The organism is Kosakonia sp. HypNH10, assembly GCF_029850615.1.
Lineage (GTDB): Bacteria > Pseudomonadota > Gammaproteobacteria > Enterobacterales > Enterobacteriaceae > Kosakonia > Kosakonia cowanii.
Genome location: NZ_JAOTIU010000004.1, coordinates 37,469 through 62,705, shown reverse-complemented (window position 1 = coordinate 62,705; position 25,237 = coordinate 37,469). Strand labels below are relative to the sequence as shown.

Genomic DNA, 25,237 nt, shown 5'->3' with positions numbered 1-25,237 from the left:
GGGACAAAAAAATAGCGGCTAATCATAGCTCAGCGCGAAGCATTTGAGAATGCTGTATTCGCATCGCCTGTTACAGGTACGCGTGAAAGCGACCAGTTCGCCACCGCCTTTTCCAGCAGAGCCTCCAGCGAGAGATCCTGCCACTCTTTTGTTACATCCTGGTTCATAAATTGTAAAGCACGGATCAACACGGGACGCGGATCGCCCTCCGGCAGGGCAGGCGCATGGTTCTGCTTGGAGAGCTTATCCCCTTGTTCATTAAGGGCTAATGGCAGATGAACATACTCGGGTGTCGGCCAGCCTAATTGTTGATAAAGGGAGATATGCCGCACCGTTGGCACAATCAAATCCGCCCCGCGTACGATCTCCGTCACACCCTGAAAATGGTCATCGACCACCACGGCGAGGTTATAAGCAAATAATCCATCGCGGCGGTGAATAATAAAATCTTCGCGTGCCAGTTTCTCTTCGGCAACGATGCGCCCGCGCAGGCGGTCAGTAAATTCCAGCACTGGCTGGCGTTGCAGCAGGCGGACCGCGGCGTTTTCCGGGCCATGATTGAGGGTGCGGCAGTGGCCATCGTAGAAACCGCCCACGCTTTGAATGCGCGCGCGCGTGCAGGTGCAGAAGTAGCTCAGCCCTTCGCGATGCAGCCGCGCCAGCACTTCCCGGTAAGCTTCATGCCGCCGGGATTGCCACAGCACCTCGCCGTCCCAGTGCAGACCGTAGTGTTCCAGCTGATGCAAAATCGTCTCTGCCGCGCCGGGCACTTCACGGGGAGGATCGATATCTTCAATCCGCACGCGCCAGATACCATGCTGAGCACGGGCTTGCAGATAGCTGCCGAGGGCGGCAATTAACGAACCAAAATGCAGTTCACCGGATGGGGATGGCGCAAAGCGCCCGATATAGTGTGATTCAGGCATATCGACAGGCAAAAAAGTACAGGGCGGGCGCGTTCGCCGCCATATAAGAGACGCCCCGCATCAGCGGGGCGTCTTGGGGAATGCCGGGGTTAGCCCGCCATCTGTTTTTCGCGGATTTCCGCCAGGGTTTTGCAGTCGATGCACAGGTCGGCAGTCGGACGCGCTTCCAGACGACGGATACCAATTTCAACGCCGCAGGATTCGCAGAAACCGAAATCTTCGTCTTCTACTTTTTTCAGCGTTTTTTCGATCTTCTTAATCAGCTTGCGCTCGCGATCGCGGTTACGCAGTTCGAGGCTGAACTCCTCTTCCTGAGCAGCACGGTCAACCGGGTCCGGGAAGTTAGCCGCTTCGTCCTGCATGTGCGTAACGGTGCGATCGACTTCATCCCTAAGTTGATTGCGCCAGGCTTCAAGAATCCGCTTGAAGTGCGCCAGCTGGGCTTCGTTCATATACTCTTCGCCCGGCTTCTCTTGATACGGCTCCACCCCAGCGATGGCGAGAATACTCAGGGACGATGTTTTACGGTTTTGCCCTTCTTGCATGTTGCTTCTCCTTAACACGCACTATCGATCCCCGTACGGGGGAAAAATCAGGCCGCTATAAATAGCAGATGCTTTTACGGATGGCAAATATCCATACGTAACACTTGACAACCCTGTGAAGAAAAGCGTATTTGCGCACGCGACCAAATCACTTATTCGTCAGGCGCTTGCCTTAAAGCGAGAACGGTAGCGGCAAGCTAAGACTCATATTATCGGCAGAAAGTTCCGCTTTATAAGCAATAACTTCCACCCCATTTTGTTGCGCTTCACTCAATAATCGTGCGTATTCCCCATCAATATGGCGCGCGGGTGCGAAATGTTCAACGGCGGAGTGCAGAATGGCAAACAAGATCACCGCACGATCACCATTGGCCGCAACGCTCATCAACTCCCGTAAATGCTTCTGCCCGCGCAGTGTGACCGCATCCGGGAAATAGCCTGACTGCTGCTCGGCGAGCGTGACCGATTTCACTTCAATATAGCAGTTGCGGCGATCCTCCGCCTGTAACAGAAAATCAATTCTGCTGCGCTCCGCACCATATTTCACTTCGCTTTTCAGCACGCTATATCCCGTTAACTCAGGCAGGCGGTCAGCGATAATCGCCTCTTTCGTTAACATATTTGCCCGCTGAGTATTAACGCAAATAAATGCGCCCTGTTGCGTTTCAGTTAATTCCCAGGTGTGGGCATATTTACGCTTCAGATTTGTTGAGGTGGAATACCAGACCCGATCGCCTGGCGTCGCGCAACCGGTCATCGCACCAGTATTCGGGCAGTGCAGCGTCAGGGTTTCGCCTTCGGGCGTCACCACATCCGCCAGAAAGCGTTTATAGCGCGTCACAAGCGTGGCGGATTGTAACGGCGGGGTGAATTCCATACCTCTTCCTTAATATGTTCGTGGCTCAAGACGCGCCGAAATGATTACTCCCCGCTAAGGGACCAGCGCTTCAGGGCGGTGTAACGGGTACGCCCATTAAGAAACTGCGACTCATAGAGCGCAAACTCAGTGACCGGAAAAGACCAGCGAAAACCCGGCGGCGGGAGCGAAACCGCGTGGCTGGCGTCGCGCAGCAGCGTGATATGCGGGTGAAAAGGCTGCGGGCTTTGATAGCAGCCGCTGCGTGCTGCCTGCGCGCGCAGCATATCCGCCAGTTGCAGTAATCCGCGCGGGGGCTGGCGCGAACCGAGCCACACTACGCGCGAGCGCAGCCACTGCCCGGCATCATCCAGCGTCAGCGTAAAACCCGGCTGGCGAATGCGCCCGGCTAGCGTCTCCAGCGCCTTCTGTTTCTCGGCGCTGATATCGCCCAGAAAGGCCAGCGTCAGATGCAAATTGGCGGCGGCAATGGGCCGTCCCGCTTCCGGCGCGAAGTGTTGCGCGCGCCACTGCACCAGCTGGGGCTGGAGTTTGGCGGGCAGTTCGATGGCAAAAAAGAGCCTTTTTGATGCGGGCATAGTGTGCTCGAGGTCAAGAATATGTGGGGATGGTATACTGCCGCTCCTCTTCTGTTAACCCCTGGAGCGTTTGTGTCCTTACTGCCGGTTGCCGCCGTTCTGCCCGATCTTCTCTCTGCGCTGAAAAATGCGCCACAGGTGCTGCTGAGCGCCCCGACCGGGGCCGGTAAATCGACCTGGCTGCCGCTGCAACTGCTGCAACAGAATGCAGTTGAAGGGAAAATTTTGCTGCTTGAGCCGCGACGTCTGGCGGCGCGCAACGTTGCACAGCGGCTGGCGGAGCTTCTCAATGAGCAACCCGGCGACACCGTGGGTTACCGCATGCGCGCCGACACCTGCGTCGGCCCGAACACCCGTCTTGAAGTGGTCACCGAAGGGATCCTTACGCGCCTGATCCAAAACGATCCGGAGCTAAATGGCATCGGGCTGGTGATCCTCGACGAGTTCCACGAGCGCAGTTTACAGGCCGATCTGGCGCTGGCGCTGCTGCTCGATGTGCAGCAGGGACTGCGTGACGATCTGAAAGTGCTGATTATGTCCGCGACGCTGGATAATGAGCGTCTACACTCGCTGTTGCCCGATGCGCCGGTGATCGTCTCCGAAGGGCGCGCATTCCCGGTTGAACAGCGCTACCAGTCGCTGCCCGCCCATCAGCGCTTTGATGAAGCGGTGGCACAGGCCACGGCTGAACTGCTGCGCACCGAACCGGGTTCGCTGCTGCTCTTTTTGCCAGGCGTCGGCGAGATCCAGCGCGTGCAGGAGCAGCTTGCGTCGCGTGTCGGCAGCGATGTGCTGCTCTGCCCCCTTTATGGCGCGTTGCCGTTAAGCGAACAGCGCAAAGCGATTCTGCCTGCGCCTGCCGGCAAACGAAAAGTGGTGCTGGCGACCAATATTGCCGAAACCAGCCTGACCATTGAAGGGATCCGGCTGGTGGTGGACAGCGCCCAGGAGCGCGTTGCCCGTTTTGATGCCCGCAGCGGCTTAACGCGCCTGATTACCCAGCGCATCAGCGTGGCGTCGATGACCCAGCGCGCCGGACGCGCCGGGCGTCTGGAGCCGGGCATCTGCCTGCATCTGATTGCCAAAGAGCAGGCGGAGCGCGCGGCGGCGCAGAGCAGCCCGGAGATCGTCAATAGCGATCTCTCCGGCCTGTTAATGGAGTTATTACAGTGGGGCTGCCAGGATGCTGCCCAGCTTAATTGGCTGGATCTGCCGCCTGAGGCCAATCTGGCGGCGGCGCGCAGGCTGCTGACGCAACTGCGCGCGCTGGAAGAGGGGCGTTTAACGCCGTTTGGCATGAAAATGGCGGCGCTCGGCAACGATCCGCGTCTGGCTGCGATGCTTTCGAGCGCGCAGGGCGAGGATGAGATTGCCACCGCGGCGAAGCTTGCGGCGATCCTCGAAGAGCCGCCGCGCGGCGGTAATTCTGATTTGAGCGCTGCTTTCTCGCGCCAGCAGGGGAACTGGCAACAGCGCGCGCGCCAGCTGGCACGCAGGCTGAAGAGCAGCGGCGGCGAGCCGGATAACAGCGCACTGGCACCGCTTCTCGCCTGCGCGTTTGCCGATCGTATCGCGCGCAGGCGCGGCCAGCAGGGGCGCTATCAGCTGGCGAACGGTTTAGGTGCAACGCTGGATGCCGATGATGCGCTAAACCGTCACGAATGGCTGCTTGCGCCGCTGCTATTGCAGGGGAGCCAGTCTCCGGATGCGCGTATTTTGCTGGCGCTGCCGCTGGATATTGATGCGCTTGTGGCTCAGTGCCCGCAGCTGATTACCCAGTCCGACAGCGTCGAGTGGGATGAAACGCTCGGCACCCTGAAAGCGTTTCGTCGTCGGCAAATTGGGCAACTGACGCTAAGCGCGCAGCCGCTGGCGAAGCCCTCTGAGGAGGAGATGCACCAGGCGATGCTAAACGGCATTCGCGAAAAGGGGCTGCGGGTGCTGAACTGGACAAGCGAAGCGGCGCAGTATCGTTTACGCTTACTCTGCGCCGCGAAGTGGCTGCCGGAGTTTGACTGGCCCGCCGTTGATGACGCCTCGCTGCTCGACACCCTTGAGGCGTGGCTGCTGCCGCAGATGGGCGGCATTCGTTCGTTGCGCGATTTACAGACCCTTGATGTGGGGCAGGCGTTGCAGCAGGCGCTGCCGTGGTCGTTGCGTCAACGGCTGGATAGTGAGCTGCCTGGGCATTACACTGTGCCGACCGGAAGCCGGATAGCCATCCGATATCATGAAGATAACCCGCCTGCGCTGGCGGTGCGGATGCAGGAGATGTTCGGTGAAGCCACCACGCCGACGATTGCGCAGGGGCGCGTGGCGCTGGTGCTGGAGTTGCTTTCGCCTGCCCAGCGGCCGCTGCAAATTACGCGTGATTTAGGCGCGTTCTGGGCCGGAACCTACCGCGAGGTGCAAAAAGAGATGAAGGGGCGCTACCCCAAACATGTCTGGCCGGACGATCCGGCGAACACCGCACCGACGCGGCGAACGAAAAAGTATTCATAGTGCTGATGCGTATAGCGTCATTCAGCAGTGGTATAAATTGAGAGAGTTCTTCTTCTGCCTGTAGGCCGAAGAGCTGAGAATCGGGCCCTTGCGCCTGAACGTTGCGGAGAGTAAAGCATGGCGGGGAATGACCGCGAGCCAATTGGACGCAAGGGGAAACCTGCGCGCCCGGCAAAAGAGAAAATCAGTCGTCGTCGCGTTCGTGATGAAGAGTATGACGAATACGATGATGAAGAGGAAAACGCAGTGCCGAAAAAGGGAAGAGGCAGAGGCAAAAAGCCCCGCGGTAAACGCGGCTGGTTCTGGCTGCTGCTGAAAATTTTCATTGTTTGCGCAGTGCTGTTTGCCATTTATGGCGTCTACCTGGATCAAAAAATCCGCGCCCGTATCGACGGTAAAGTGTGGCAGCTGCCTGCCGCCGTCTATGGCCGTATGGTCAACCTCGAGCCGGATATGGCCATCAGTAAAAATGAGATGGTCAAGCTGCTGGAGGCGACGCAGTACCGCGAAGTGACCAAGATGACGCGCCCCGGTGAGTTCACCGTGCAGGCGAAAAGCATCGAGATGATCCGCCGTCCGTTTGATTTCCCGGACAGCAAAGAGGGCCAGGTGCGTGCGCGTCTGACCTTTGACGGCGATCGCCTGGAGACAATCGAGAATATGGACAGCAACCGCCAGTTCGGTTTCTTCCGTCTCGATCCGCGCCTTATCACTATGCTCTCTTCGCCGAACGGCGAACAGCGCCTGTTCGTTGCGCGTAACGGTTTCCCGGATCTGCTGGTCGATACGCTGCTGGCGACGGAAGACCGCCACTTCTACGAGCATGACGGCATCAGCTTCTACTCTATTGGCCGTGCGGTGCTGGCGAACCTTACCGCAGGTCGCACGGTGCAGGGCGCGAGTACGCTGACCCAGCAGCTGGTGAAAAACCTCTTCCTGAGCAGCGAGCGCTCCTACTGGCGTAAAGCCAACGAAGCCTATATGGCGCTGATCATGGATGCCCGCTACAGCAAGGATCGTATCCTTGAACTCTATATGAACGAGGTCTACCTCGGTCAGAGCGGCGATAACGAAATCCGTGGTTTCCCGCTGGCGAGCCTCTACTACTTTGGCCGCCCGGTTGAAGAGCTGAGCCTCGATCAGCAGGCGTTGCTGGTGGGGATGGTAAAAGGGGCGTCGATTTACAACCCGTGGCGTAACCCGAAACTGGCCCTTGAGCGCCGTAACCTGGTGCTGCGCCTGCTGCAACAGCAGAGCGTGATTGACCAGGAGCTGTATGACATGCTCAGCGCGCGTCCACTCGGCGTGCAGCCGCGCGGCGGGGTGATCTCACCTCAGCCAGCCTTTATGCAGATGGTGCGCCAGGAGTTGCAGAGCAAACTCGGCGATAAAGTCAAAGATCTCTCCGGCGTGAAGATCTTCACCACCTTTGACTCGGTGGCGCAGGATGCCGCCGAAAAAGCGGCGGTAGAAGGCATTCCGCTGCTGATCAAACAGCGCAAGCTGTCGGATCTGGAAACCGCGATGGTGGTGGTCGATCGCTACACCGGTGAAGTCCGCGCGATGGTGGGCGGTGCGACACCGCAGTTTGCCGGTTATAACCGTGCCATGCAGGCGCGTCGCTCTATCGGCTCGCTGGCGAAACCGGCGACCTACCTGACGGCGCTGAGCCAGCCGAATACCTATCGCCTGAATACCTGGATTGCCGATGCGCCGATTTCGCTGCGCCTCTCCAACGGCCAGGTGTGGTCGCCGCAGAACGACGATCGCCGCTTCAGCGGTCAGGTGATGCTGGTAGATGCGCTGACGCGCTCGATGAACGTGCCGACCGTTAACCTCGGCATGGCGGTAGGCTTACCGGCGGTGACGGATACATGGGAGAAACTCGGCGCACCGAAAAATCAGCTGAACGGTATGCCGTCGATGCTGCTGGGTGCGCTCAACCTGACGCCGATTGAAGTGGCGCAGGCCTTCCAGACCATCGCCAGCGGCGGTAACCGCGCGCAACTCTCCGCGCTGCGTTCGGTGATTGCTGAAGATGGTACGGTGCTCTATCAGAGCTACCCGCAGGCGGAACGTGTGGTGCCTGCTCAGGCGGCCTACATGACGCTGTGGACCATGCAGCAGGTGGTTCAGCGTGGAACGGGTCGCCAGCTTGGCGCGAAGTATCCGGGCCTGCACCTGGCGGGGAAAACCGGTACTACCAACAATAACGTTGATACCTGGTTTGCCGGTATCGACGGGCGTGAAGTGACCATCACCTGGGTTGGCCGCGATAATAACCAGCCGACCAAGCTGTATGGTGCCAGCGGCGCAATGGCGATTTACCAGCGTTATCTGCAAAACCAGTCGCCGATCCCGCTGGATCTGACGCCGCCGGAGGACATCACCAACATCGGCGTTGATGATATGGGTAACTTTATCTGCGGCGGAGGTGGCGTACGCCAGTTGCCGGTCTGGACCACTAATCCGGATGCGCTGTGCCAGCAAAGCCAGATGATGCAGCCGCAAACGGGCAACCCGTTCGATCAGTCGACGCAGCCGCAACAGCAGCAACAGCCGCAGCAACAACAGCCGCAGCAGGAGCAGAAGAGCGACGGCGTCGCGGGCTGGATTAAAGATATGTTCGGCAGTAACTAGCCATAAAAAACCCCGGTTCAGCAGACCGGGGTTTTTATTTTGTCCTTTCTGATACATTCAAATAACGCCGCGTTAAATTCCTCTCTTCATGCAATTAACATCCTGCTTTTTCAGCGCTTAATTTTTCCCGCTTAAGCCCCGCCGGGCGGCATTGCGCTTGCTATGCACAGAGCGCTTCGCATATTATTCTGCGGTCATAATAATAATTCTCGTTTACGTTAACGTTCACTTACTGAATCAGAGATACACTCATGGCGCGTCCAACAACTGCTCAGCCAGTCACTTTTACGCTGCGTACTCTCGCAGTCGTAGTAGCCACAGCGGTTAGCGGCATGTCTGTTTATGCACAGGCTGCCACCACCTCAAAAGAAGAAACCATCACCGTAACCACCGCCGCGCCGCAAGAGAATGCGTGGGGGCCGGCGGCGACTATCGCGGCGAAACATACCGCGACGGCGACAAAAACGGATATGCCGCTGGAAAAAACGCCGCAGTCCATTTCTGTCGTCACCGCCGAAGAGATCGCGCTCCATCAGCCGAAATCGGCAAAAGAGGCCCTGAGCTACACGCCGGGCGTCAGCGTGGGCACGCGTGGGGCTTCCAATACTTACGATCAGCTGATCATCCGCGGTTTTGCCGCCGATAACCAAAGCCAGAATAACTACCTCGACGGCCTGAAGTTGCAGGGCAACTTCTATAACGACGCGGTGATCGATCCCTATATGCTGGAGCGCGTTGAGTTGCTGCGCGGGCCAACCTCCGTGCTCTACGGAAAAAGCAGCCCCGGCGGCCTAATGAACATGGTCAGCAAGCGCCCGACCACCACGCCGCTGCATGAGATTCAGTTTAAAGCCGGCACCAATAGCCTGTTTCAGACCGGGTTTGATTTCAGCGACGCGCTGGATGATGACGGTGTTTACTCCTATCGCCTGACCGGCCTGGCGCGCTCTGCTAATGCGCAGCAGGACGGGAAAAAAGAGCAGCGTTATACCATCGCCCCCTCCTTTAGCTGGCGGCCGGATGATAAAACCAACTTCACCTTCCTCTCCTATTTCCAGAATGAGCCTGACACCGGCTATTACGGCTGGTTGCCGAAAGAGGGGACCGTTGAACCGCTGCCGAACGGCAAACGCCTGCCGACCAGCTTCAATGAAGGCGCAAAGAACAACACTTACTCCCGTAACCAGAAGATGGTCGGTTACAGCTTTGAGCACGCCTTCGACGATACCTTTACCGTGCGCCAGAACCTGCGCTACGCCGAGAACAAAACCTCGCAAAACAGCGTCTACGGCTATGGTATGTGCTCTGATCCGCTCTACACCGCCGATGCAAAAAACAGCCCTTGTGCCAGCATCGCGCCGTCGCAGTGGAACCACTACCTGACGCGCCAGTATGTGATTGATAACGAGAAGTTGCAGAACTTCTCGGTCGATACGCAGTTGCAGAGCACCTTTGCCACCGGATCTATCGACCATACGCTGCTGACTGGCGTCGACTTTATGCGTATGCGCAATGACATCGACTCGTGGTTTGGCTATGCGGGATCGGTTGCGCCATCGGATATCTATAACCTCGATCGCGGCGATTTCGATTTCGCTGCCCACTCTGGCCCGTCTGGCGCTTACCGCATTCTTAACCGCCAGAAACAGACCGGCCTCTATGCGCAGGATCAGGCGCAGTGGGAGAAGGTGCTGGTTACGCTGGGCGGCCGTTACGACTGGGCGAAGCAGAGCGCGTTTAACCGCGAGAGTGGCATCACCACAACTCGTGACGATAAGCAGTTCAGCTGGCGCGGCGGCGTTAACTACCTGTTTGATAATGGCGTCACGCCTTACTTCAGCTACAGCGAATCTTTCGAACCGTCGTCCACTTCTGGCGCGAATGGCGCGATCTTCGCTCCGTCGAAAGGCAAACAGTACGAAGCCGGGGTGAAATACAGCCCGAGCGATCGACCGATTGTGCTGACCGGCGCTCTCTATCAGCTGACCAAGAGCAACAACCTGATGGCCGACCCTGCGGGATCGGTCTGGTCAGTTGAGGGCGGCAAAGTGCGTTCGCGCGGCGTGGAGCTGGAAGCCAAAGCGGCGCTCTCCGCCAATCTCAACGTGGTCGGCTCCTACACCTATACGCAAGCGGAATACACCACCGACACCACATTGAAAGGTAACACTCCGCCGCAGGTGCCAAAACATATGGCTTCGCTGTGGGGAGATTACACCTTCTATGATGGCGCGCTCTCTGGCCTGACGCTGGGTACTGGCGCGCGCTTCACAGGCTCAAGCTTCGGCGATCCGGCGAACTCGTTTAAAGTCGGTAGCGCCACCGTGGTGGATGCGCTGGTGCGTTACGATCTGGCGCGCCTGGGTATGGCGGGCTCCAATGTCGCCCTGCACGTCAATAACCTGTTCGACCGTGAGTATGTCGCCAGCTGCTTTAACAGCTACGGCTGCTTCTGGGGCGCTGAACGTCAGGTGACGGCGACCGCAACCTTCCGCTTCTAATCTTTCTCTTCGGGCACGGTTCGCCGTGCCCTCTGACAAGTTGGCAACCATGCAGGAAAACAAAACGCTTCCCGATACCACCTTTCAACTGAACGATGTCACCTTTCGCGTGCCGGGACGCACGCTGCTGCATCCGCTGTCGTTGACCTTCCCAGGCGGGAAAGTGACCGGCCTGATTGGTCATAACGGCTCGGGTAAATCGACGCTGCTGAAGATGCTTGGCCGCCATCAGGCACCCTCTGAGGGTGATATTCTGCTCGACGGGCAGCCGCTGGAGAGTTGGAGCAGCAAATCCTTCGCCCGCAAAGTTGCCTATCTGCCGCAGCAGTTGCCGCAGGCGGAAGGGATGACCGTGCGCGAACTGGTGGCGATTGGGCGGTATCCGTGGCACGGGGCACTGGGGCGTTTTGGCGTGGCTGACCGCGAGAAAGTGGAAGAGGCGATTGCGCTGGTCGGTTTAAAACCGCTGGCGCACCGGCTGGTGGATAGCCTCTCCGGTGGCGAACGTCAGCGTGCGTGGATTGCCATGCTGGTGGCGCAGGATAGCCGCTGCCTGCTGCTTGATGAGCCGACCTCCGCGCTTGATATCGCCCATCAGGTCGATGTGCTGGCGCTGGTGCACCGCTTAAGCCAGCAGCGCGGGCTGACGGTGATTGCCGTGCTGCACGATATCAATATGGCGGCGCGCTACTGTGACTATCTGGTGGCGCTGCGCGGCGGCGAGATGATCGCCGAAGGTGCGCCGGAAGCCTTAATGCGCGCCGAGACGCTGGAGCAGATTTACGGTATCCCGATGGGGATCCTGCCACACCCGGCCGGTGCCGCGCCCGTGAGCTTTGTCTACTGATGGCCGCTATACCAGCAATCAGCCGTCGACGTTTACTGACGGCGATGGCGCTCTCGCCGCTGCTCTGGCAGATGCGCGGTGCGAAGGCCGCGAGCGTCGATCCGCAGCGCGTAGTCGCTCTTGAGTGGCTGCCGGTTGAGCTGCTACTGGCGCTGGGCGTGATGCCCTACGGCGTCGCCGATGTGCAAAATTACAACACCTGGGTCAACGAACCGTCGCTGCCAGCGTCGGTGATTGATGTTGGCCTGCGTACCGAACCGAACCTCGAACTGCTGACGCAGATGAAGCCGTCGCTGCTGGTCTGGTCGGCGGGCTATGGCCCCGCTGAAGCGAAGCTGGCGACCATAGCGCCGGGGCGCGGGTTTACCTTTAGCGACGGCAAAAAGCCGCTGGCGATGGCCCGACGCTCGCTGAACGAGATGGCGCAGTTACTCAACAAAGAGCCACAAGCGAAACAGCATCTCGCGCAGTTCGATGCCCTGATGAGCGCTACAAAGCCGCGCTTTGCCCGGCGCGGCGATCGCCCGCTGCTGATGATTACATTGCTCGATCCGCGCCATGTGCTGGTATTTGGTGCCAACTGCCTGTTCCAGGAAGTGCTTGATGATTTCGGCATTCGTAACGCCTGGCAGGGCGAGCAGACCTTCTGGGGCAGCGTGGCGGTCGGCATCGACCGGCTTGCCGCCTATAAAGATGCGGATGTGATCTGCTTCGATCACAACAATGAACAGGATATGCAAAAAGTGATGGCGACACCGCTCTGGCAGGCGATGCCGTTTGTGCGCCAGGGGCGTTTTCAGCGCGTACCGGCGGTCTGGTTCTATGGCGCGACGCTCTCCGCCATGCATTTTACCCGCGTGCTGGATAACGCGCTGGGAGGCCGGGTATGATCCGTCGCTTCTCCCTCTCATCGGCGCTGCTGCTGGCGGTGCTGTTTATCCTGGCGGCCGGGCTAACCTGGTACAACCTCACCCTTGCGCTGCCGCGCGCCCAGTGGGGACAGGCGCTGTTTACGCCGAATATCGATCGTATCGATCAGATGCTGTTTCACTACAGCCTGCTGCCGCGCCTGGCGATCTCGCTGCTGGTCGGCGCCGGGCTTGGGCTGGTGGGCGTGCTGTTCCAGCAGGTGCTGCGTAACCCGCTGGCGGAGCCGACCACCCTTGGCGTGGCGACCGGCGCGCAATTGGGGATTACTATCACCACGCTGTGGGCGATCCCGGGCGTGATGGCATCGCAGTTTGCGGCGCTGCTCGGTGCCTGCGGCGTCGGCGCGCTGGTGTTTGGCGTGGCATGGGGGAAACGGCTCTCTCCTGTCACCCTGATTCTTGCGGGCCTGGTGGTGAGCCTCTACTGCGGGGCGATCAACCAGCTTTTGGCACTGTTTCATCACGATCAGCTGCAAAGCATGTTTTTGTGGAGCACCGGCACGCTGACGCAGACCGACTGGAGCGTGGTGCAGCGTCTCTGGCCGCAGTTGCTCGGCGGCACGGTATTAACGCTGCTGCTGCTGCGCCCGCTGACCTTAATGGGGCTGGATGATGGCGTGGCGCGCAACCTTGGGCTGGCGCTGTCGCTGGCGCGCCTGGCGGCGTTAACGCTGGCGATTGCCCTCAGCGCGCTGCTGGTTAACGCCGTCGGCATAATCGGTTTTATCGGCCTGTTCGCGCCGCTGCTGGCGAAGATGCTCGGTGCGCGGCGTCTGCTGACGCGCCTGATATTGGCCCCGCTGATTGGCGCGCTGATCCTCTGGCTCTCCGATCAGGTGATCCTCTGGCTGACGCGTGTCTGGATGGAGGTCTCCACCGGCTCAATGACGGCGCTGATTGGCGCACCGCTGCTGCTGTGGCTGCTGCCGCGCCTGCGCAGTATGAGCGCCCCGGCAATGGATGGTGGCGATAAGGTCCGCCCCGAGCGCGGACATGTGATGTGGTTTGCGCTGGGCGGCGTGCTGTTACTGCTGCTGGCGATGTGGGCGGCGCTCAGTTTTGGCCGCGACGCGCACGGCTGGCAGTGGGCCAGCGGCGCGCTGCTGGATCAACTGCTGCCCTGGCGTTGGCCGCGCATTATCGCAGCGCTGACCGCCGGGATGATGCTGGCGGTGGCGGGGTGCATTATCCAGCGCCTGACCGGTAACCCGATGGCCAGCCCGGAAGTGCTGGGCATCAGCTCCGGCGCGGCATTTGGCGTGGTGTTGATGCTCTTCTTTGTGCCGGGCAACGCCTTTGGCTGGCTGCTGCCCGCCGGGAGTCTGGGCGCGGCGGCGACGCTGTTGATCATTATGCTCGCCGCCGGGCGCGGCGGCTTTTCGCCGCACCGCATGCTGCTGGCGGGGATGGCGCTCAGTACCGCCTTTACCATGCTGCTGATGATGCTACAGGCGAGCGGCGATCCGCGCATGGCGACGATCCTGACCTGGATCTCCGGCAGTACCTATAACGCTTCTGGTGAACTGGTGGTGCGCAGCGCGGTGGTGATGGTGGTGCTGCTGGCGTTAACCCCGCTTTGTCGCCGCTGGCTGATGATCCTGCCGCTCGGCGGGGAGAGTGCGCGCTCGGTAGGGATGGCCCTGACCTCGTCGCGTGTGGTGTTGCTGCTGTTGGCGGCAGCACTGACGGCAGCGGCGACGATGACTATCGGGCCGCTCAGCTTTGTCGGGCTGATGGCACCGCATATCGCGCGCATGATGGGCTTTCGCCGCACGATGCCGCATATGGTCATCTCCGCGCTGGTGGGGGGCGTATTGCTGGTGTTTGCCGACTGGTGCGGGCGGATGGTGCTGTTTCCGTTCCAGATCCCTGCGGGGCTGCTCTCAACCTTTATCGGCGCGCCGTACTTTATCTATCTGCTGAGAAAGCAGAGCCGCTAAAAAAATGCCCGGTGGCATCACGATGGTTTCGTAGGCCGGATAAGCGCAGCGCCATCCGGCATTTCCCGATAGCAGCACGATGGTTTTGTAGGCCGGATAAGCGTTAGCGCCATCCGGCAATTCCCGATAGCAGGACGATGGTTTTGTAGGCCGGATAAGCGCTAGCGCCATCCGGCATTGCCCGATGGCAGCACGATGGTTTTGTAGGCCGGATAAGCGTGAGCGCCATCCGGCAATTCTCCGATAGCAGCACGATGGTTTTGTAGGCCGGATAAGCGTCAGCGCCATCCGGCATTTCCTCGATATCAGCAGGGCATTACAGCTTCGCGAAGGCGCGCTTCGCGGCGTCGATGGTGTTATCGATATCTTCAACGCTGTGGGCAACGGACATAAAGCCCGCTTCAAACGCGGACGGTGCCAGGTAAACCCCTTCCTCCAGCATCAGGTGGAAGAAGCGCTTAAAGCGCTCAACATCGCACTTCACTACATCCTGATAGCTGGTCACGCTCTGCGCGTCGGTAAAGAAGAGACCAAACATCCCGCCGACATGGTTAACCACCAGCCCAATACCCGCTTCCTGCGCGGCGTTAAGCAAACCTTCCGCCAGGCGAGTCGTCAAATCGGTCAGAGTAGAGTGGATGCCCGGCTGCGCTACTTCGTTCAGACAGGCGAAGCCCGCGGCCATCGCAATCGGGTTACCGGAGAGGGTGCCCGCCTGGTAGACCGGCCCGGTCGGTGCCAGCGCTTCCATCACGTCGCGGCGACCGCCGAAGGCGCCTACCGGCATCCCGCCGCCGATGATTTTGCCAAGGCAGGTCAGATCCGGCACCACATTGTAGTAAGCCTGTGCGCCTGCCAGCGCGACGCGGAAACCGGTCATCACTTCATCGATAATCAGCAGCGCGCCAAACTCGTCGCACAGCGCACGCAGGCCCGGCAGGAACTCCGGCAGCGGCGGTACGCAGTTCATATTGCCTGCGACCGGCTCAACGATGATACAGGCGATATCCTGCGGATACTGCTCGAACGCCGCGCGCACCGAGTCGAGATCGTTATAGGTGCAGGTGAGGGTGTGTTTAGCGAAATCCGCCGGTACACCGGGTGAGTTCGGCTGACCGAGGGTTAACGCGCCGGAGCCCGCTTTCACCAGCAGGCAGTCGGCGTGGCCGTGATAGCAGCCCTCGAATTTGATGATTTTGTCGCGATGGGTAAAACCGCGCGCAAGGCGGATGGCGCTCATCGTCGCTTCGGTGCCGGAGTTAACCATACGCACCATATCCATCGTCGGAACCAGTTCGGTCACCAGCTCCGCCATTTTGACTTCCATCTCGGTCGGCGCGCCGAAGCTCAGCCCGCGGCTGGCCGCTTCAATCACCGCATTGCGGATCGCCGGGTGGTTGTGGCCCAGCACCATCGGTCCCCAGGAGCCGACGTAGTCGATATAGGCTTTGCCGTCGGCATCGTACAGATAAGCTCCGTCAGCCCGCTCGATAAACAGCGGCGTACCGCCAACGCCAGTGAAGGCGCGTACCGGTGAATTGACCCCGCCAGGGATAAGCTGTCGCGCTGTATTAAAGAGGTTTTCAGACTTACTCATGCTTTCATTCCTGGTTGCTGGAAAAAATCGTTGCCGCTCATTCTATGTGATTACCGGAAGCGGATGAAAGTTTTGCCGGGAAGAAGGACATATTTTGCAGGGATTTTGCCCGCGACGCGGCGGCAACGGGTGGCTACAATACTCCTTTTGTATGACGTATCAGAGCCGATGTCAGAAAACACTCCCTCATTTGAACAGCAGCAGGTTGAACGACGCCGACGCAGAGATATTCTGCGCCGCATGCTGCAACGCGATAAAACGCCGCTGGCGATCCTCGTGGTGGCGGCCGTGGCGGGAACGCTTACCGGGCTGGTTGGCGTCGCCTTTGAAAAAGCGGTTAACGCAGTGATCAACCTGCGCATTGGCGCGCTGGCGCAGGTGGCGAACAGCGCCGTCGTCTGGCCGCTGGCGTTTATCGCCTCGGCGCTGCTGGCGATGATTGGCTACTTTCTGGTACGCCGCTTCGCGCCGGAAGCGGGCGGCTCCGGGATCCCGGAGATCGAAGGCGCGCTGGAGGATCTGCGCCCGGTGCGCTGGTGGCGCGTACTGCCGGTGAAGTTTTTCGGCGGCATGGGCACGCTGGGCGCGGGCATGGTGCTAGGGCGTGAAGGGCCAACGGTGCAGATTGGCGGCAACGTCGGGCGGATGGTGTGCGATCTCTTCCGTCTGCGCAGCGGCGAAGCGCGCCACACTCTGCTGGCGACCGGCGCGGCGGCGGGGCTCTCTGCGGCCTTTAACGCCCCGCTGGCAGGCATTCTCTTTATCATTGAGGAGATGCGCTCGCAGTTTCACTACAACCTTATCTCCATCAAAGCCGTCTTTACCGGCGTCATTATGTCGAGCATCGTCTTTCGCCTGTTTAACGGCGAAGCGGCGGTGATTGATGTCGGTAAGTTGAGTAACGCGCCGGTAAACACCCTGTGGCTCTATCTGCTGCTGGGAATGGTGTTTGGCTGTATCGGCCCGCTGTTTAACACGTTGGTGCTGCGTACTCAGGATCTGTTTCAGCGCCTGCACGGCGGGAAGACCGGAAAATGGGTGCTGATCGGTGGCCTGATTGGTGGAACCTGCGGCGTGCTCGGCCTGATGGCACCCGCGCTCTCCGGCGGCGGTTTTGCGCTGATCCCCATCGCGTCTGCCGGGAATTATGGCGTTAGCGCGCTGCTGTTTATTTTTCTGATCCGCGTGGCGATGACGCTGCTCTGCTTTAGCTCCGGCGCACCGGGCGGGATTTTTGCGCCAATGCTGTCGTTAGGCACGGTGCTCGGCATGGCGTTCGGCTCGGCGAGCATGGCGATTTTTCCCCATTACCAACTCGACGCGGCGACCTTTGCCGTCGCCGGAATGGGGGCGTTACTTGCCGCTTCGTTGCGCGCGCCGCTGACCGGAATTGTGCTAGTTTTGGAAATGACTGACAATTATCAGCTTATTTTGCCAATGATCATTACCTGCCTTGGTGCGACACTGTTAGCCCAGTTTTTGGGCGGTAAACCGCTCTATTCCGCCATCCTGGCACGTACACTTGCCAGGCAAGAGGCCGCCGCTGAGCGTGCGCTGCCGCGGGAGAATACTTGAAGGATTGACTACCCTAATGGATAATAGCCGCCATGATCGGGTCAATATTTGCCCAGGTCGACGTATTAACGGGAGCAAGACATGAGTGATGACGTAGCGCTGCCGCTGCAGTTTACCGACGCAGCAGCCAATAAAGTAAAAAGCCTGATCGCGGACGAAGAGAACCCAAATCTGAAACTGCGTGTCTACATCACCGGTGGTGGTTGCAGCGGCTTCCAGTACGGTTTTACCTTTGACGATCAGATTAACGACGGCGATATGACCATTGAGAAGCAGGGCGTTGGCCTGGTGGTTGACCCGATGAGCCTGCAATACCTGGTGGGCGGTTCGGTGGATTACACCGAAGGTCTGGAAGGTTCCCGCTTCGTGGTGACTAACCCGAACGCGACCAGCACCTGCGGCTGCGGTTCGTCGTTCAGCATCTGATTACGTGAAATGCCGGGTAATACCGGCATTTACTCCGTTTTTTAACGACCCGCTTCATCCAGCGCAAAGGTTGGCAGCTTCAGGTGCCAGCGGATCGCCGCCAGGCGAATCACCAGCGTGACGACCATTCCTACCATACTCGCTGACTCCAGCGGCACGGCAAAAACATAGAACGCCGTAGCATGGACGATGCCACCCGCAATACAGGCCGTGGCGTAAATCTCTGTGCGCAGGATCATCGGTATTTCACGTGCCAGCACATCACGAATAATGCCGCCGCCGACGCCCGTTACCACGCCCATACAGATCGCCACCAGCGGCCCGGTGCCGGCGAGAAACGCTTTATTGACGCCAATGCCGACAAACACTGCCAGACCAACCGCATCCAGCACCGGTAATATCCACTTCGGCAAGCGGCGCGGCTGGCGCACTAAAATAATGGTTAACATGCAGGTGACCATCGCTACCACCAGATCGGTGGGATCTTTCACCCAGAAGACCGGCCCGTGCGCCAGCGCCATATCGCGAATAGTGCCACCGCCGACCGCGGTCACCACGCCCAGCACCAGTACACCGAAAGGGTCCATCCGCAACTTTCCGGCAAGCAGAACGCCTGAGATGGCGAAAACGGCGGTGCCGATAATATCCAGCCAGTAGACCAGCATGGTTGATTCCCCGGTTATTTCACCTGCGCAAGGGCAGAACAGAGTTGTTGAGCGGCGAGGATAATACGCGGGCTCGCCCGTTCAAACCAGTCATCATGCAGAGAAATAATTGGCACATTCAGCTGGTCGCCCCAGAACTGTTTCACGCGCGTTTGCGCCTTCTCTTCACCCGCGAGGATAATTGCCTGCGGATGGCGCGCCAGCACCTGTTCACGGCTCACCTGCGGCCACGGCACGCGGCTTTCGGCAAAGATATTCTCCCCGCCGCACAACTCCACCACCTGGTGTTGAATCGAACCTTTGCCGCTGGTAAAGAGCGGCTGCGTGCCAAACTGCATAAAGACGCGTTTTTTCGGCTGTGCTGCGTAGCGGGACTTTAACGTCTCATACGCGCTCATCAACTGTTGCGCAGCCTGCTCAGCCTGCGCGGGCTGCGGGCTATAAGGGGCGAGATGGCGCAGCGTCTGCGCGACATCTTCAATGGAGATGGCATCGATCCACATCACGCGGATACCAAACTTTTTCAGCTGATCGACCTGACGCTCCGGGTTACCTCCGCGCCAGGCCAGCACCACGTCAGGCTTCAGGGCGAGGATGCGTTCGAGGTTTATCCCTTGCCAGCTGGCAACCTGCTCAATCTGCGCGGCGGCGGGGGGATAATCTGAGTAACTGCTGACAGCGACGGGCGTGATTCCGGCGGCGAAAGCCAGTTCGGTATTGGCCGGAGAGAGTGAAATAACGCGCGGCGCAGCGAAGAGCCACGCCGGCAGAAATAGAAGCAGGGCGGCGAGCGCCCTGAAAAGGGGATTACCCACGTGCCAGTTTCTGCACCAGGGTTTCAACCATCAGGCTGGACTGTTTTGCCGCCACCACCAGGAACTCATCAAAGCTCAGGTGAGACTGCTGGTCCGCGACGTCGGAGATGGCGCGAACCACCACAAACGGCACGCCAAAGTTGTGGCAAACGTGAGCGATAGCGGTCGCTTCCATCTCAACGGCAACCGCCTGCGGGAAGTTGTGGCGAATTTTTGCCAGGCCAACGGAGCCGTTGATGAACGCATCGCCGCTGACAATCAGCCCGCGCACCGCGTTCAGGTTCAGCTCACCGATGCAGGCTTCTGCCGCCAGCACCAGCTTCTCATCGGCTTTAAAGCCCGCCGGGCAGCCCGGCAGTTGACCATACTCATAGCCAAAGGCAGTGACGTCGGCATCGTGATAACGCGCTTCATCAGAGACCACGATATCGCCCACTTTCAGGGTCGGTGCCAGGCCGCCTGCGGAGCCGGTATTGATAATCACATCCGGCTTGCAGTGCTCCAGCAACAGCGTTGCGCCCATCGCGGCGGCCACTTTACCAATGCCGGACTTAAGCAGGGCCACGTCTGTGCCATTCAGCGTACCGGTGTAAATTTCGCTTCCGCCAATATTCAGCGTCTGACGGTTTTCGATTTTGTCACGCAACAGCGTAACTTCTTCTTCCATTGCACCAATGATGCCAATTTTCATGGAGATACTCGCTAATGTGATAAGGCAGGAATAGGTTTACAGGGCATAGTCTATCATGGCATACACAATTGCATGACACCCCGTGCGCCTGCGTAGAGGAGAGGAAATGGACGACATCGATTTTCGCAACAAGATCAACTGGCATCGCCGGTATCGCTCGCCGCAGGGCGTGAAAACCGAACATGAGATCCTGCGCATCTTCGAAAGCGATCGCGGACGTATCATCAACTCCGCCGCCATCCGGCGTTTGCAGCAGAAAACCCAGGTCTTTCCTCTTGAGCGTAACGCGGCGGTTCGCACCCGTTTAACGCACTCTATGGAAGTTCAGCAGGTCGGCCGCTATATCGCCAAAGAGATTTTAAGCCGCCTGAAAGAGCAGCGCCTGCTGGAAAAGTATGGCCTGGATGAGTTAACCGGGCCATTTGAGAGCATCGTCGAAATGGCCTGCCTGATGCACGACATCGGCAACCCGCCGTTCGGCCACTTTGGTGAAGCGGCGATTAATGACTGGTTCCGCCAGCGGCTGGCACCGGACGACGCCCTCGGCGAGCCTCTGGCTGAAGATCGCTGCGAAGTGATGGCTCTGCGCCTGCGCGAAGGGGAGGGAAAGCTCAACGCGCTGCGCAGTAAGGTGCGTCACGACTTAAGCCACTTCGAAGGGAACGCGCAGGGTATTCGCATGGTGCATACCTTGATGCGTATGAATCTGACCTGGGCGCAGGTCGGCTGTATTTTAAAATATACCCGTCCTGCGTGGTGGGTCGGTGAACCGCCCTCCTCCCACAGCTATTTAATGAAAAAGCCCGGCTACTATTTCTCCGAAGAGGCGTACGTTGAGCGGCTGCGTAAAGAGTTAAACCTCGATACCTATAGCCGTTTTCCATTGACCTGGATAATGGAAGCCGCGGATGACATCTCCTACTGCGTGGCCGATCTTGAAGATGCGGTTGAGAAGCGAATATTTTCCGTCGAGCAGCTTTATCAGCATCTTTATGAAGCGTGGGGCGAGCATGAAAAGGGATCGCTGTTTGCTCAGGTTGTCGAAAATGCGTGGGATAAATCGCGCGCTAATTCGATGAGCCGCAGCGCCGAAGATCAATTCTTTATGTATTTGCGCGTCAATACGCTTAATAAGCTGGTGCCTTATGCCGCGCAGCGCTTTATTGACAACCTGCCGCAAATCTTTAGCGGTGAATTCAACCACGCGCTGCTGGAAGATGACAGCAGTTTCAGCCAGCTGCTTGAATTATATAAAAACGTCGCCATTAAACAGGTATTCAGCCACCCCGACGTGGAGCAGCTGGAGTTACAGGGCTACCGCGTTATTAGTGGGCTGCTGGAAATATATCGACCTTTGTTGCAATTATCGCTGGCGGACTTTACCGAGCTGGTGGAAAAAGAGCGTCTGCGCCGTTTCCCAATTGAATCGCGCCTGTTTCAGAAACTGTCGGCGCGCCACCGGTTAGCCTACGTCGAAGCGGTAAGCAAATTATCGCCCGATGACGAAGACTATTCGGTGCTGGAGTATTATCACCGTTGTCGATTAATTCAGGACTATATTAGCGGAATGACGGATCTTTATTCATGGGATGAATATCGTCGCTTAATGGCGGTGGAATAATCCCGCTGAATTGTAAAGAACGACAATATTTTTTTACTTTTTCCAGAGGCTTAAGGCCTGAACTTCACGCTATAAATCGACTCTGAGTGACACATACACAGCAGTTCGCGTTAATCAGAAAAGAGATTGAGAGAGATGAAAAAAACGACGTTAGCAATGAGTGCACTGGCTTTAAGTTTAAGTTTTGCGCTGTCTCCTCTGTCTGCGACGGCAGCAGAAACAGCCTCGTCAACCACCGCAACATCGCAGCAGATGCCAAGCCTCGCACCGATGCTGGAAAAGGTGATGCCGTCAGTCGTGAGTATTAACGTTGAAGGCAGCACCACGGTAAACACCCCGCGCATGCCGCGCAACTTCCAGCAATTCTTCGGTGATAACTCACCCTTCTGCCAGGATGGTTCGCCGTTCCAGAGCTCCCCCTTCTGCCAGGGCGGCGGTGGTCCGGATGGACAGGGCGGCGGCGGCCAGCAGCAAAAATTTATGGCGCTGGGCTCTGGCGTAATTATTGACGCCGCGAAAGGCTACGTCGTCACCAACAACCATGTGGTCGACAATGCCAGCACCATCAAAGTGCAGCTCAGCGACGGGCGTAAATTTGACGCCAAAGTGGTGGGCAAAGATCCGCGCTCCGATATCGCACTGATCCAGATTCAGGATCCGAAAAACCTCACCGCCATTAAGCTTGCAGACTCCGATGCGCTGCGCGTCGGCGACTACACGGTGGCGATTGGTAACCCGTTTGGTCTTGGCGAAACCGTTACCTCCGGGATTGTCTCGGCGCTCGGCCGAAGCGGCCTGAACGCGGAAAACTATGAAAACTTTATTCAGACCGATGCCGCCATTAACCGCGGTAACTCCGGCGGCGCGCTGGTTAACCTCAACGGCGAACTGATTGGGATTAACACCGCTATCCTCGCACCGGACGGTGGCAACATCGGTATCGGCTTTGCTATCCCGAGTAATATGGTGAAAAACCTCACCAGCCAGATGGTGCAGTACGGTCAGGTGCGCCGCGGTGAACTGGGGATTATGGGCACCGAGCTGAACTCTGAACTGGCGAAAGCGATGAAAGTCGACGCCCAGCGCGGGGCCTTTGTCAGCCAGGTGATGCCGAACTCCGCCGCCGCGAAAGCGGGCGTCAAAGCGGGCGACGTGATTACCACCCTCAACGGTAAACCGATCAGCAGCTTTGCGGCGCTGCGCGCGGAAGTCGGCTCAATGCCGATTGGCAGCAAAGTGGCGCTGGGGATGCTGCGCGACGGCAAACCGGTCAACGTGACCCTTGAACTGCAGCAGAGCAGCCAGAACCAGGTTGAATCCAGCACCATCTTCAGCGGTATCGAAGGGGCGGAGATGAGCAACAAAGGCAAAGATGGCGGCGTAGTGGTGAATGCGGTTAAACCGAATAGCCCGGCGGCGCAAATCGGCCTGAAAAAAGGTGATGTGATCCTTGGCGCGAACCAGCAGCCGGTGAAAAACATTGCTGAACTGCGCAAAATTCTCGACAGCAAACCGTCGGTGCTGGCGCTGAACATCCAGCGCGGTGACACCTCTATCTACCTGCTGATGCAGTAATCCTCTGTAAAACCCTCTTCTCCGCAGCGGGGAAGAGGGGCTTCCCGCCCTTTTTGTGAACCCTTCCACAACTCCACACTTCTCGCTGCCGCTTTGTGCATCCGCACAATGCGCGGGTCAATTTTCTGCCATATGCTTGGCCTCTGCACCGGGGAGGGTTACATGGCTGGCTGGCATCTTGATACCAAAATGGCACAGGATATCGTGGCGCGTACCATGCGTATCATCGATACAAACATCAACGTGATGGATGCGCGCGGGCGGATTATTGGCAGCGGTGATCGCGAGCGTATTGGTGAATTGCACGAAGGCGCGCTGCTGGTGCTGTCGCAGGGACGGGTAGTGGATATCGACGATGCGGTGGCGCGCCATCTGCACGGCGTGCGCCAGGGTATCAACCTGCCACTGCGCCTCGAAGGGGAGATTGTCGGCGTCATCGGCCTGACCGGTGAACCCGAAACGTTGCGTAAATATGGCGAGCTGGTCTGTATGACGGCGGAGATGATGCTGGAGCAGTCGCGGCTGATGCATCTGCTGGCGCAGGATAGCCGCCTGCGCGAAGAGCTGGTGATGAACCTGATTCAGGCAGAGGAGCACACGCCAGCGCTGACCGAATGGGCGCAGCGTTTAGGTATCGATCTTAATCAGCCGCGCGTAGTGGCTGTGGTGGAGGTCGATAGCGGCCAGCTGGGCGTCGACAGCGCAATGGCGGAACTTCAGCAGCTGCAAAACGCCCTCACCACGCCGGAGCGCAATAATCTTATCGCCATCGTCTCGCTGACCGAAATGGTGGTGCTGAAGCCGGCGCTGAACCCGTTTGGCCGCTGGGACGCAGAAGATCACCGCAAGCGCGTCGAGCAGCTGATTACGCGGATGAAGGAGAATGGTCAGCTGCGTTTTCGCGTCGCGTTGGGCAACTACTTTACCGGCCCCGGCAGCATTGCGCGCTCCTATCGTACGGCGCGTACCACCATGATGGTCGGCAAACAGCGAATGCCGGAGAGCCGCAGCTATTTCTATCAGGATTTGATGCTGCCGGTGCTGCTCGACAGCCTGCGCGGCGGCTGGCAGGCCAATGAGCTGGCGCGCCCGTTAACGCGGCTGAAAGCGATGGATAATAATGGCTTGCTGCGCCGCACGCTGACGGCGTGGTTTCGCCACAATGTGCAGCCGCTGGCGACGTCAAAGGCGCTGTTTATCCATCGCAATACGCTGGAGTATCGCCTGAATCGTATTTCGGAGCTGACCGGGCTGGATTTGGGGAATTTTGACGACAGGCTGTTGCTCTATGTGGCGTTGCAGCTGGATGAGCAGCATTAATCGTGGTTTTTGTGCCGGATGACGCTGCGCTTATCTGGCCTACGCACTGCTTTTTTGCCGGATGGCGCTGCGCTTATCCGGCCTACATGATCGTGCCGGTTTGATAGGGGTGAGGTGCTTGTCCGGCCTACGTGACTGGACAGAAACGTAGGCCAGATAGCGACTGAAAAAACTTATTTCCCGCGCGTCAGCTTCTCAAGATCCGATTCAATTTCGCTGATCTTGTTGGTGACAACACTTTCGAGATGGCGCAGATCGTCAAGGATCTTACGCTTCAAATCCACTTCAGTGCGATCGCGCTGGCAGATCTGATCCAGCTCATCAATCACGTAACGCAGGTTAGGGCTGATCTCCTGCACCTCTTTGTAACCCTGGCCTACGCCATCGGCGACCACGGTTTTGCGCTGACGCGGATATTTGAACTTGACGCTCTTGGCGAAGAACTCGCCCCGGTCTTTATGAAAATAGATTTTCAGGATGTCGTTATTCGCTTCCTGGCGGAGGCTATAGCGATCGATTTCATTGGGATTGGTAATGCCTAAACTTTTAAGATTGTCGTACATAGCGGACCCTTAAGCTCAACATAACCTATGAATAATTAACGAAAAAATCTATTTTCGCCACTGACGTATGCAAAAAAGGCGGGATATATCACCCTCTCCCGAAC

The 25,237-nt window shown here is 58.5% G+C and carries 20 protein-coding genes; 11 read left to right on the top strand and 9 right to left on the bottom strand.

From position 1 onward, the window contains the following. Positions 1 to 29: 29 nt before the first annotated feature. From gluQRS to thpR, 4 genes are all read right to left on the bottom strand, one after another. A complete protein-coding gene (gluQRS, locus tag N7V53_RS12665) occupies positions 30 to 926 on the bottom strand; it encodes a tRNA glutamyl-Q(34) synthetase GluQRS (protein ID WP_279793588.1) in 897 nt (298 codons plus the stop codon). Between the two features lie 89 nt (positions 927 to 1,015). After that, positions 1,016 to 1,471 (bottom strand): RNA polymerase-binding protein DksA, encoded by a 456-nt coding sequence (gene dksA / locus N7V53_RS12660; protein ID WP_007373199.1) that lies wholly within the window; start codon positions 1,469 to 1,471, stop codon positions 1,016 to 1,018. Between the two features lie 172 nt (positions 1,472 to 1,643). Then, on the bottom strand, positions 1,644 to 2,348 hold the full coding sequence (gene sfsA, locus N7V53_RS12655) for a DNA/RNA nuclease SfsA (RefSeq protein WP_279793587.1): 705 nt from the start codon (positions 2,346 to 2,348) through the stop codon (positions 1,644 to 1,646). 44 nt (positions 2,349 to 2,392) lie between these two features. Beyond that, on the bottom strand, positions 2,393 to 2,926 hold the full coding sequence (thpR, locus tag N7V53_RS12650; protein WP_279793586.1) for an RNA 2',3'-cyclic phosphodiesterase: 534 nt from the start codon (positions 2,924 to 2,926) through the stop codon (positions 2,393 to 2,395). Between the two features lie 72 nt (positions 2,927 to 2,998). Here thpR and hrpB point away from each other — a divergent pair, with 72 nt between their 5' ends. The 6 genes from hrpB to fhuB all read left to right on the top strand — a co-directional run bounded on the left by hrpB (position 2,999) and on the right by fhuB (position 14,285). Beyond that, positions 2,999 to 5,428, top strand: a complete 2,430-nt coding sequence (gene hrpB, locus N7V53_RS12645) for an ATP-dependent helicase HrpB (RefSeq protein ID WP_279793585.1) — start codon at positions 2,999 to 3,001, stop codon at positions 5,426 to 5,428. A gap of 117 nt (positions 5,429 to 5,545) precedes the next feature. After that, a complete protein-coding gene (gene mrcB, locus N7V53_RS12640; protein WP_023480502.1) occupies positions 5,546 to 8,068 on the top strand; it encodes a bifunctional glycosyl transferase/transpeptidase in 2,523 nt (840 codons plus the stop codon). 251 nt (positions 8,069 to 8,319) lie between these two features. After that, positions 8,320 to 10,569 (top strand): ferrichrome porin FhuA, encoded by a 2,250-nt coding sequence (gene fhuA / locus N7V53_RS12635; protein ID WP_279793584.1) that lies wholly within the window; start codon positions 8,320 to 8,322, stop codon positions 10,567 to 10,569. A gap of 49 nt (positions 10,570 to 10,618) precedes the next feature. Beyond that, on the top strand, positions 10,619 to 11,416 hold the full coding sequence (gene fhuC / locus N7V53_RS12630) for a Fe3+-hydroxamate ABC transporter ATP-binding protein FhuC (RefSeq protein WP_139966622.1): 798 nt from the start codon (positions 10,619 to 10,621) through the stop codon (positions 11,414 to 11,416). After that, positions 11,416 to 12,306 carry a Fe(3+)-hydroxamate ABC transporter substrate-binding protein FhuD gene (fhuD, locus tag N7V53_RS12625; RefSeq protein WP_279793582.1) on the top strand — a complete coding sequence of 297 codons (891 nt, stop codon included), beginning with the start codon at positions 11,416 to 11,418 and terminating at the stop codon, positions 12,304 to 12,306. The genes fhuC and fhuD overlap by 1 nt, the downstream gene beginning before the upstream one ends. After that, positions 12,303 to 14,285, top strand: coding sequence for a Fe(3+)-hydroxamate ABC transporter permease FhuB (gene fhuB, locus N7V53_RS12620; RefSeq protein WP_279793581.1), 1,983 nt, complete (start codon positions 12,303 to 12,305; stop codon positions 14,283 to 14,285). Before fhuD ends, fhuB begins: the two co-directional genes overlap by 4 nt. A 316-nt stretch (positions 14,286 to 14,601) precedes the next feature. On the opposite strand, the gene hemL is transcribed toward fhuB, so the two are convergent. Continuing rightward, a complete protein-coding gene (gene hemL / locus N7V53_RS12615) occupies positions 14,602 to 15,882 on the bottom strand; it encodes a glutamate-1-semialdehyde 2,1-aminomutase (RefSeq protein ID WP_023480228.1) in 1,281 nt (426 codons plus the stop codon). A 168-nt stretch (positions 15,883 to 16,050) separates the two neighbouring features. On the opposite strand from hemL, the gene clcA reads away from it, so the two are divergent. Further along, positions 16,051 to 17,457: a H(+)/Cl(-) exchange transporter ClcA gene (clcA, locus tag N7V53_RS12610; RefSeq protein ID WP_124971568.1), complete on the top strand. Its 1,407-nt coding sequence runs from the start codon at positions 16,051 to 16,053 to the stop codon at positions 17,455 to 17,457. An 81-nt stretch (positions 17,458 to 17,538) separates the two neighbouring features. Next, positions 17,539 to 17,883 carry an iron-sulfur cluster insertion protein ErpA gene (gene erpA / locus N7V53_RS12605; protein WP_023480429.1) on the top strand — a complete coding sequence of 115 codons (345 nt, stop codon included), beginning with the start codon at positions 17,539 to 17,541 and terminating at the stop codon, positions 17,881 to 17,883. Positions 17,884 to 17,924: 41 nt separating this feature from the next. On the opposite strand, the gene N7V53_RS12600 is transcribed toward erpA, so the two are convergent. Genes N7V53_RS12600 through mtnN form a run of 3 tightly spaced genes read right to left on the bottom strand, consistent with a single transcriptional unit; the run spans position 17,925 to position 20,054 of the window. Continuing rightward, on the bottom strand, positions 17,925 to 18,548 hold the full coding sequence (locus N7V53_RS12600; RefSeq protein WP_023480298.1) for a TRIC cation channel family protein: 624 nt from the start codon (positions 18,546 to 18,548) through the stop codon (positions 17,925 to 17,927). Positions 18,549 to 18,562: 14 nt separating this feature from the next. Then, a complete protein-coding gene (btuF, locus tag N7V53_RS12595; RefSeq protein ID WP_279793580.1) occupies positions 18,563 to 19,363 on the bottom strand; it encodes a vitamin B12 ABC transporter substrate-binding protein BtuF in 801 nt (266 codons plus the stop codon). Continuing rightward, complete coding sequence (mtnN, locus tag N7V53_RS12590) at positions 19,356 to 20,054, bottom strand: 5'-methylthioadenosine/S-adenosylhomocysteine nucleosidase (RefSeq protein WP_042711574.1); 699 nt, start codon at positions 20,052 to 20,054, stop codon at positions 19,356 to 19,358. The genes btuF and mtnN overlap by 8 nt, the downstream gene beginning before the upstream one ends. Positions 20,055 to 20,160: 106 nt before the next feature. Here mtnN and dgt point away from each other — a divergent pair, with 106 nt between their 5' ends. From dgt to cdaR, 3 genes are all read left to right on the top strand, one after another. Further along, complete coding sequence (gene dgt, locus N7V53_RS12585) at positions 20,161 to 21,675, top strand: dGTPase (RefSeq protein ID WP_279793579.1); 1,515 nt, start codon at positions 20,161 to 20,163, stop codon at positions 21,673 to 21,675. Between the two features lie 135 nt (positions 21,676 to 21,810). Continuing rightward, positions 21,811 to 23,250 (top strand): serine endoprotease DegP, encoded by a 1,440-nt coding sequence (gene degP / locus N7V53_RS12580; RefSeq protein WP_023480254.1) that lies wholly within the window; start codon positions 21,811 to 21,813, stop codon positions 23,248 to 23,250. Positions 23,251 to 23,412: 162 nt separating this feature from the next. Then, the gene (gene cdaR / locus N7V53_RS12575) at positions 23,413 to 24,570 is read left to right on the top strand and encodes a DNA-binding transcriptional regulator CdaR (protein WP_023480257.1); all 1,158 of its coding nucleotides are present in this window, start codon (positions 23,413 to 23,415) and stop codon (positions 24,568 to 24,570) included. A gap of 173 nt (positions 24,571 to 24,743) precedes the next feature. Here cdaR and N7V53_RS12570 read toward each other — a convergent pair whose 3' ends face one another. Beyond that, positions 24,744 to 25,133 carry a DUF3461 family protein gene (locus tag N7V53_RS12570; protein ID WP_279793578.1) on the bottom strand — a complete coding sequence of 130 codons (390 nt, stop codon included), beginning with the start codon at positions 25,131 to 25,133 and terminating at the stop codon, positions 24,744 to 24,746. Positions 25,134 to 25,237: the final 104 nt, after the last annotated feature.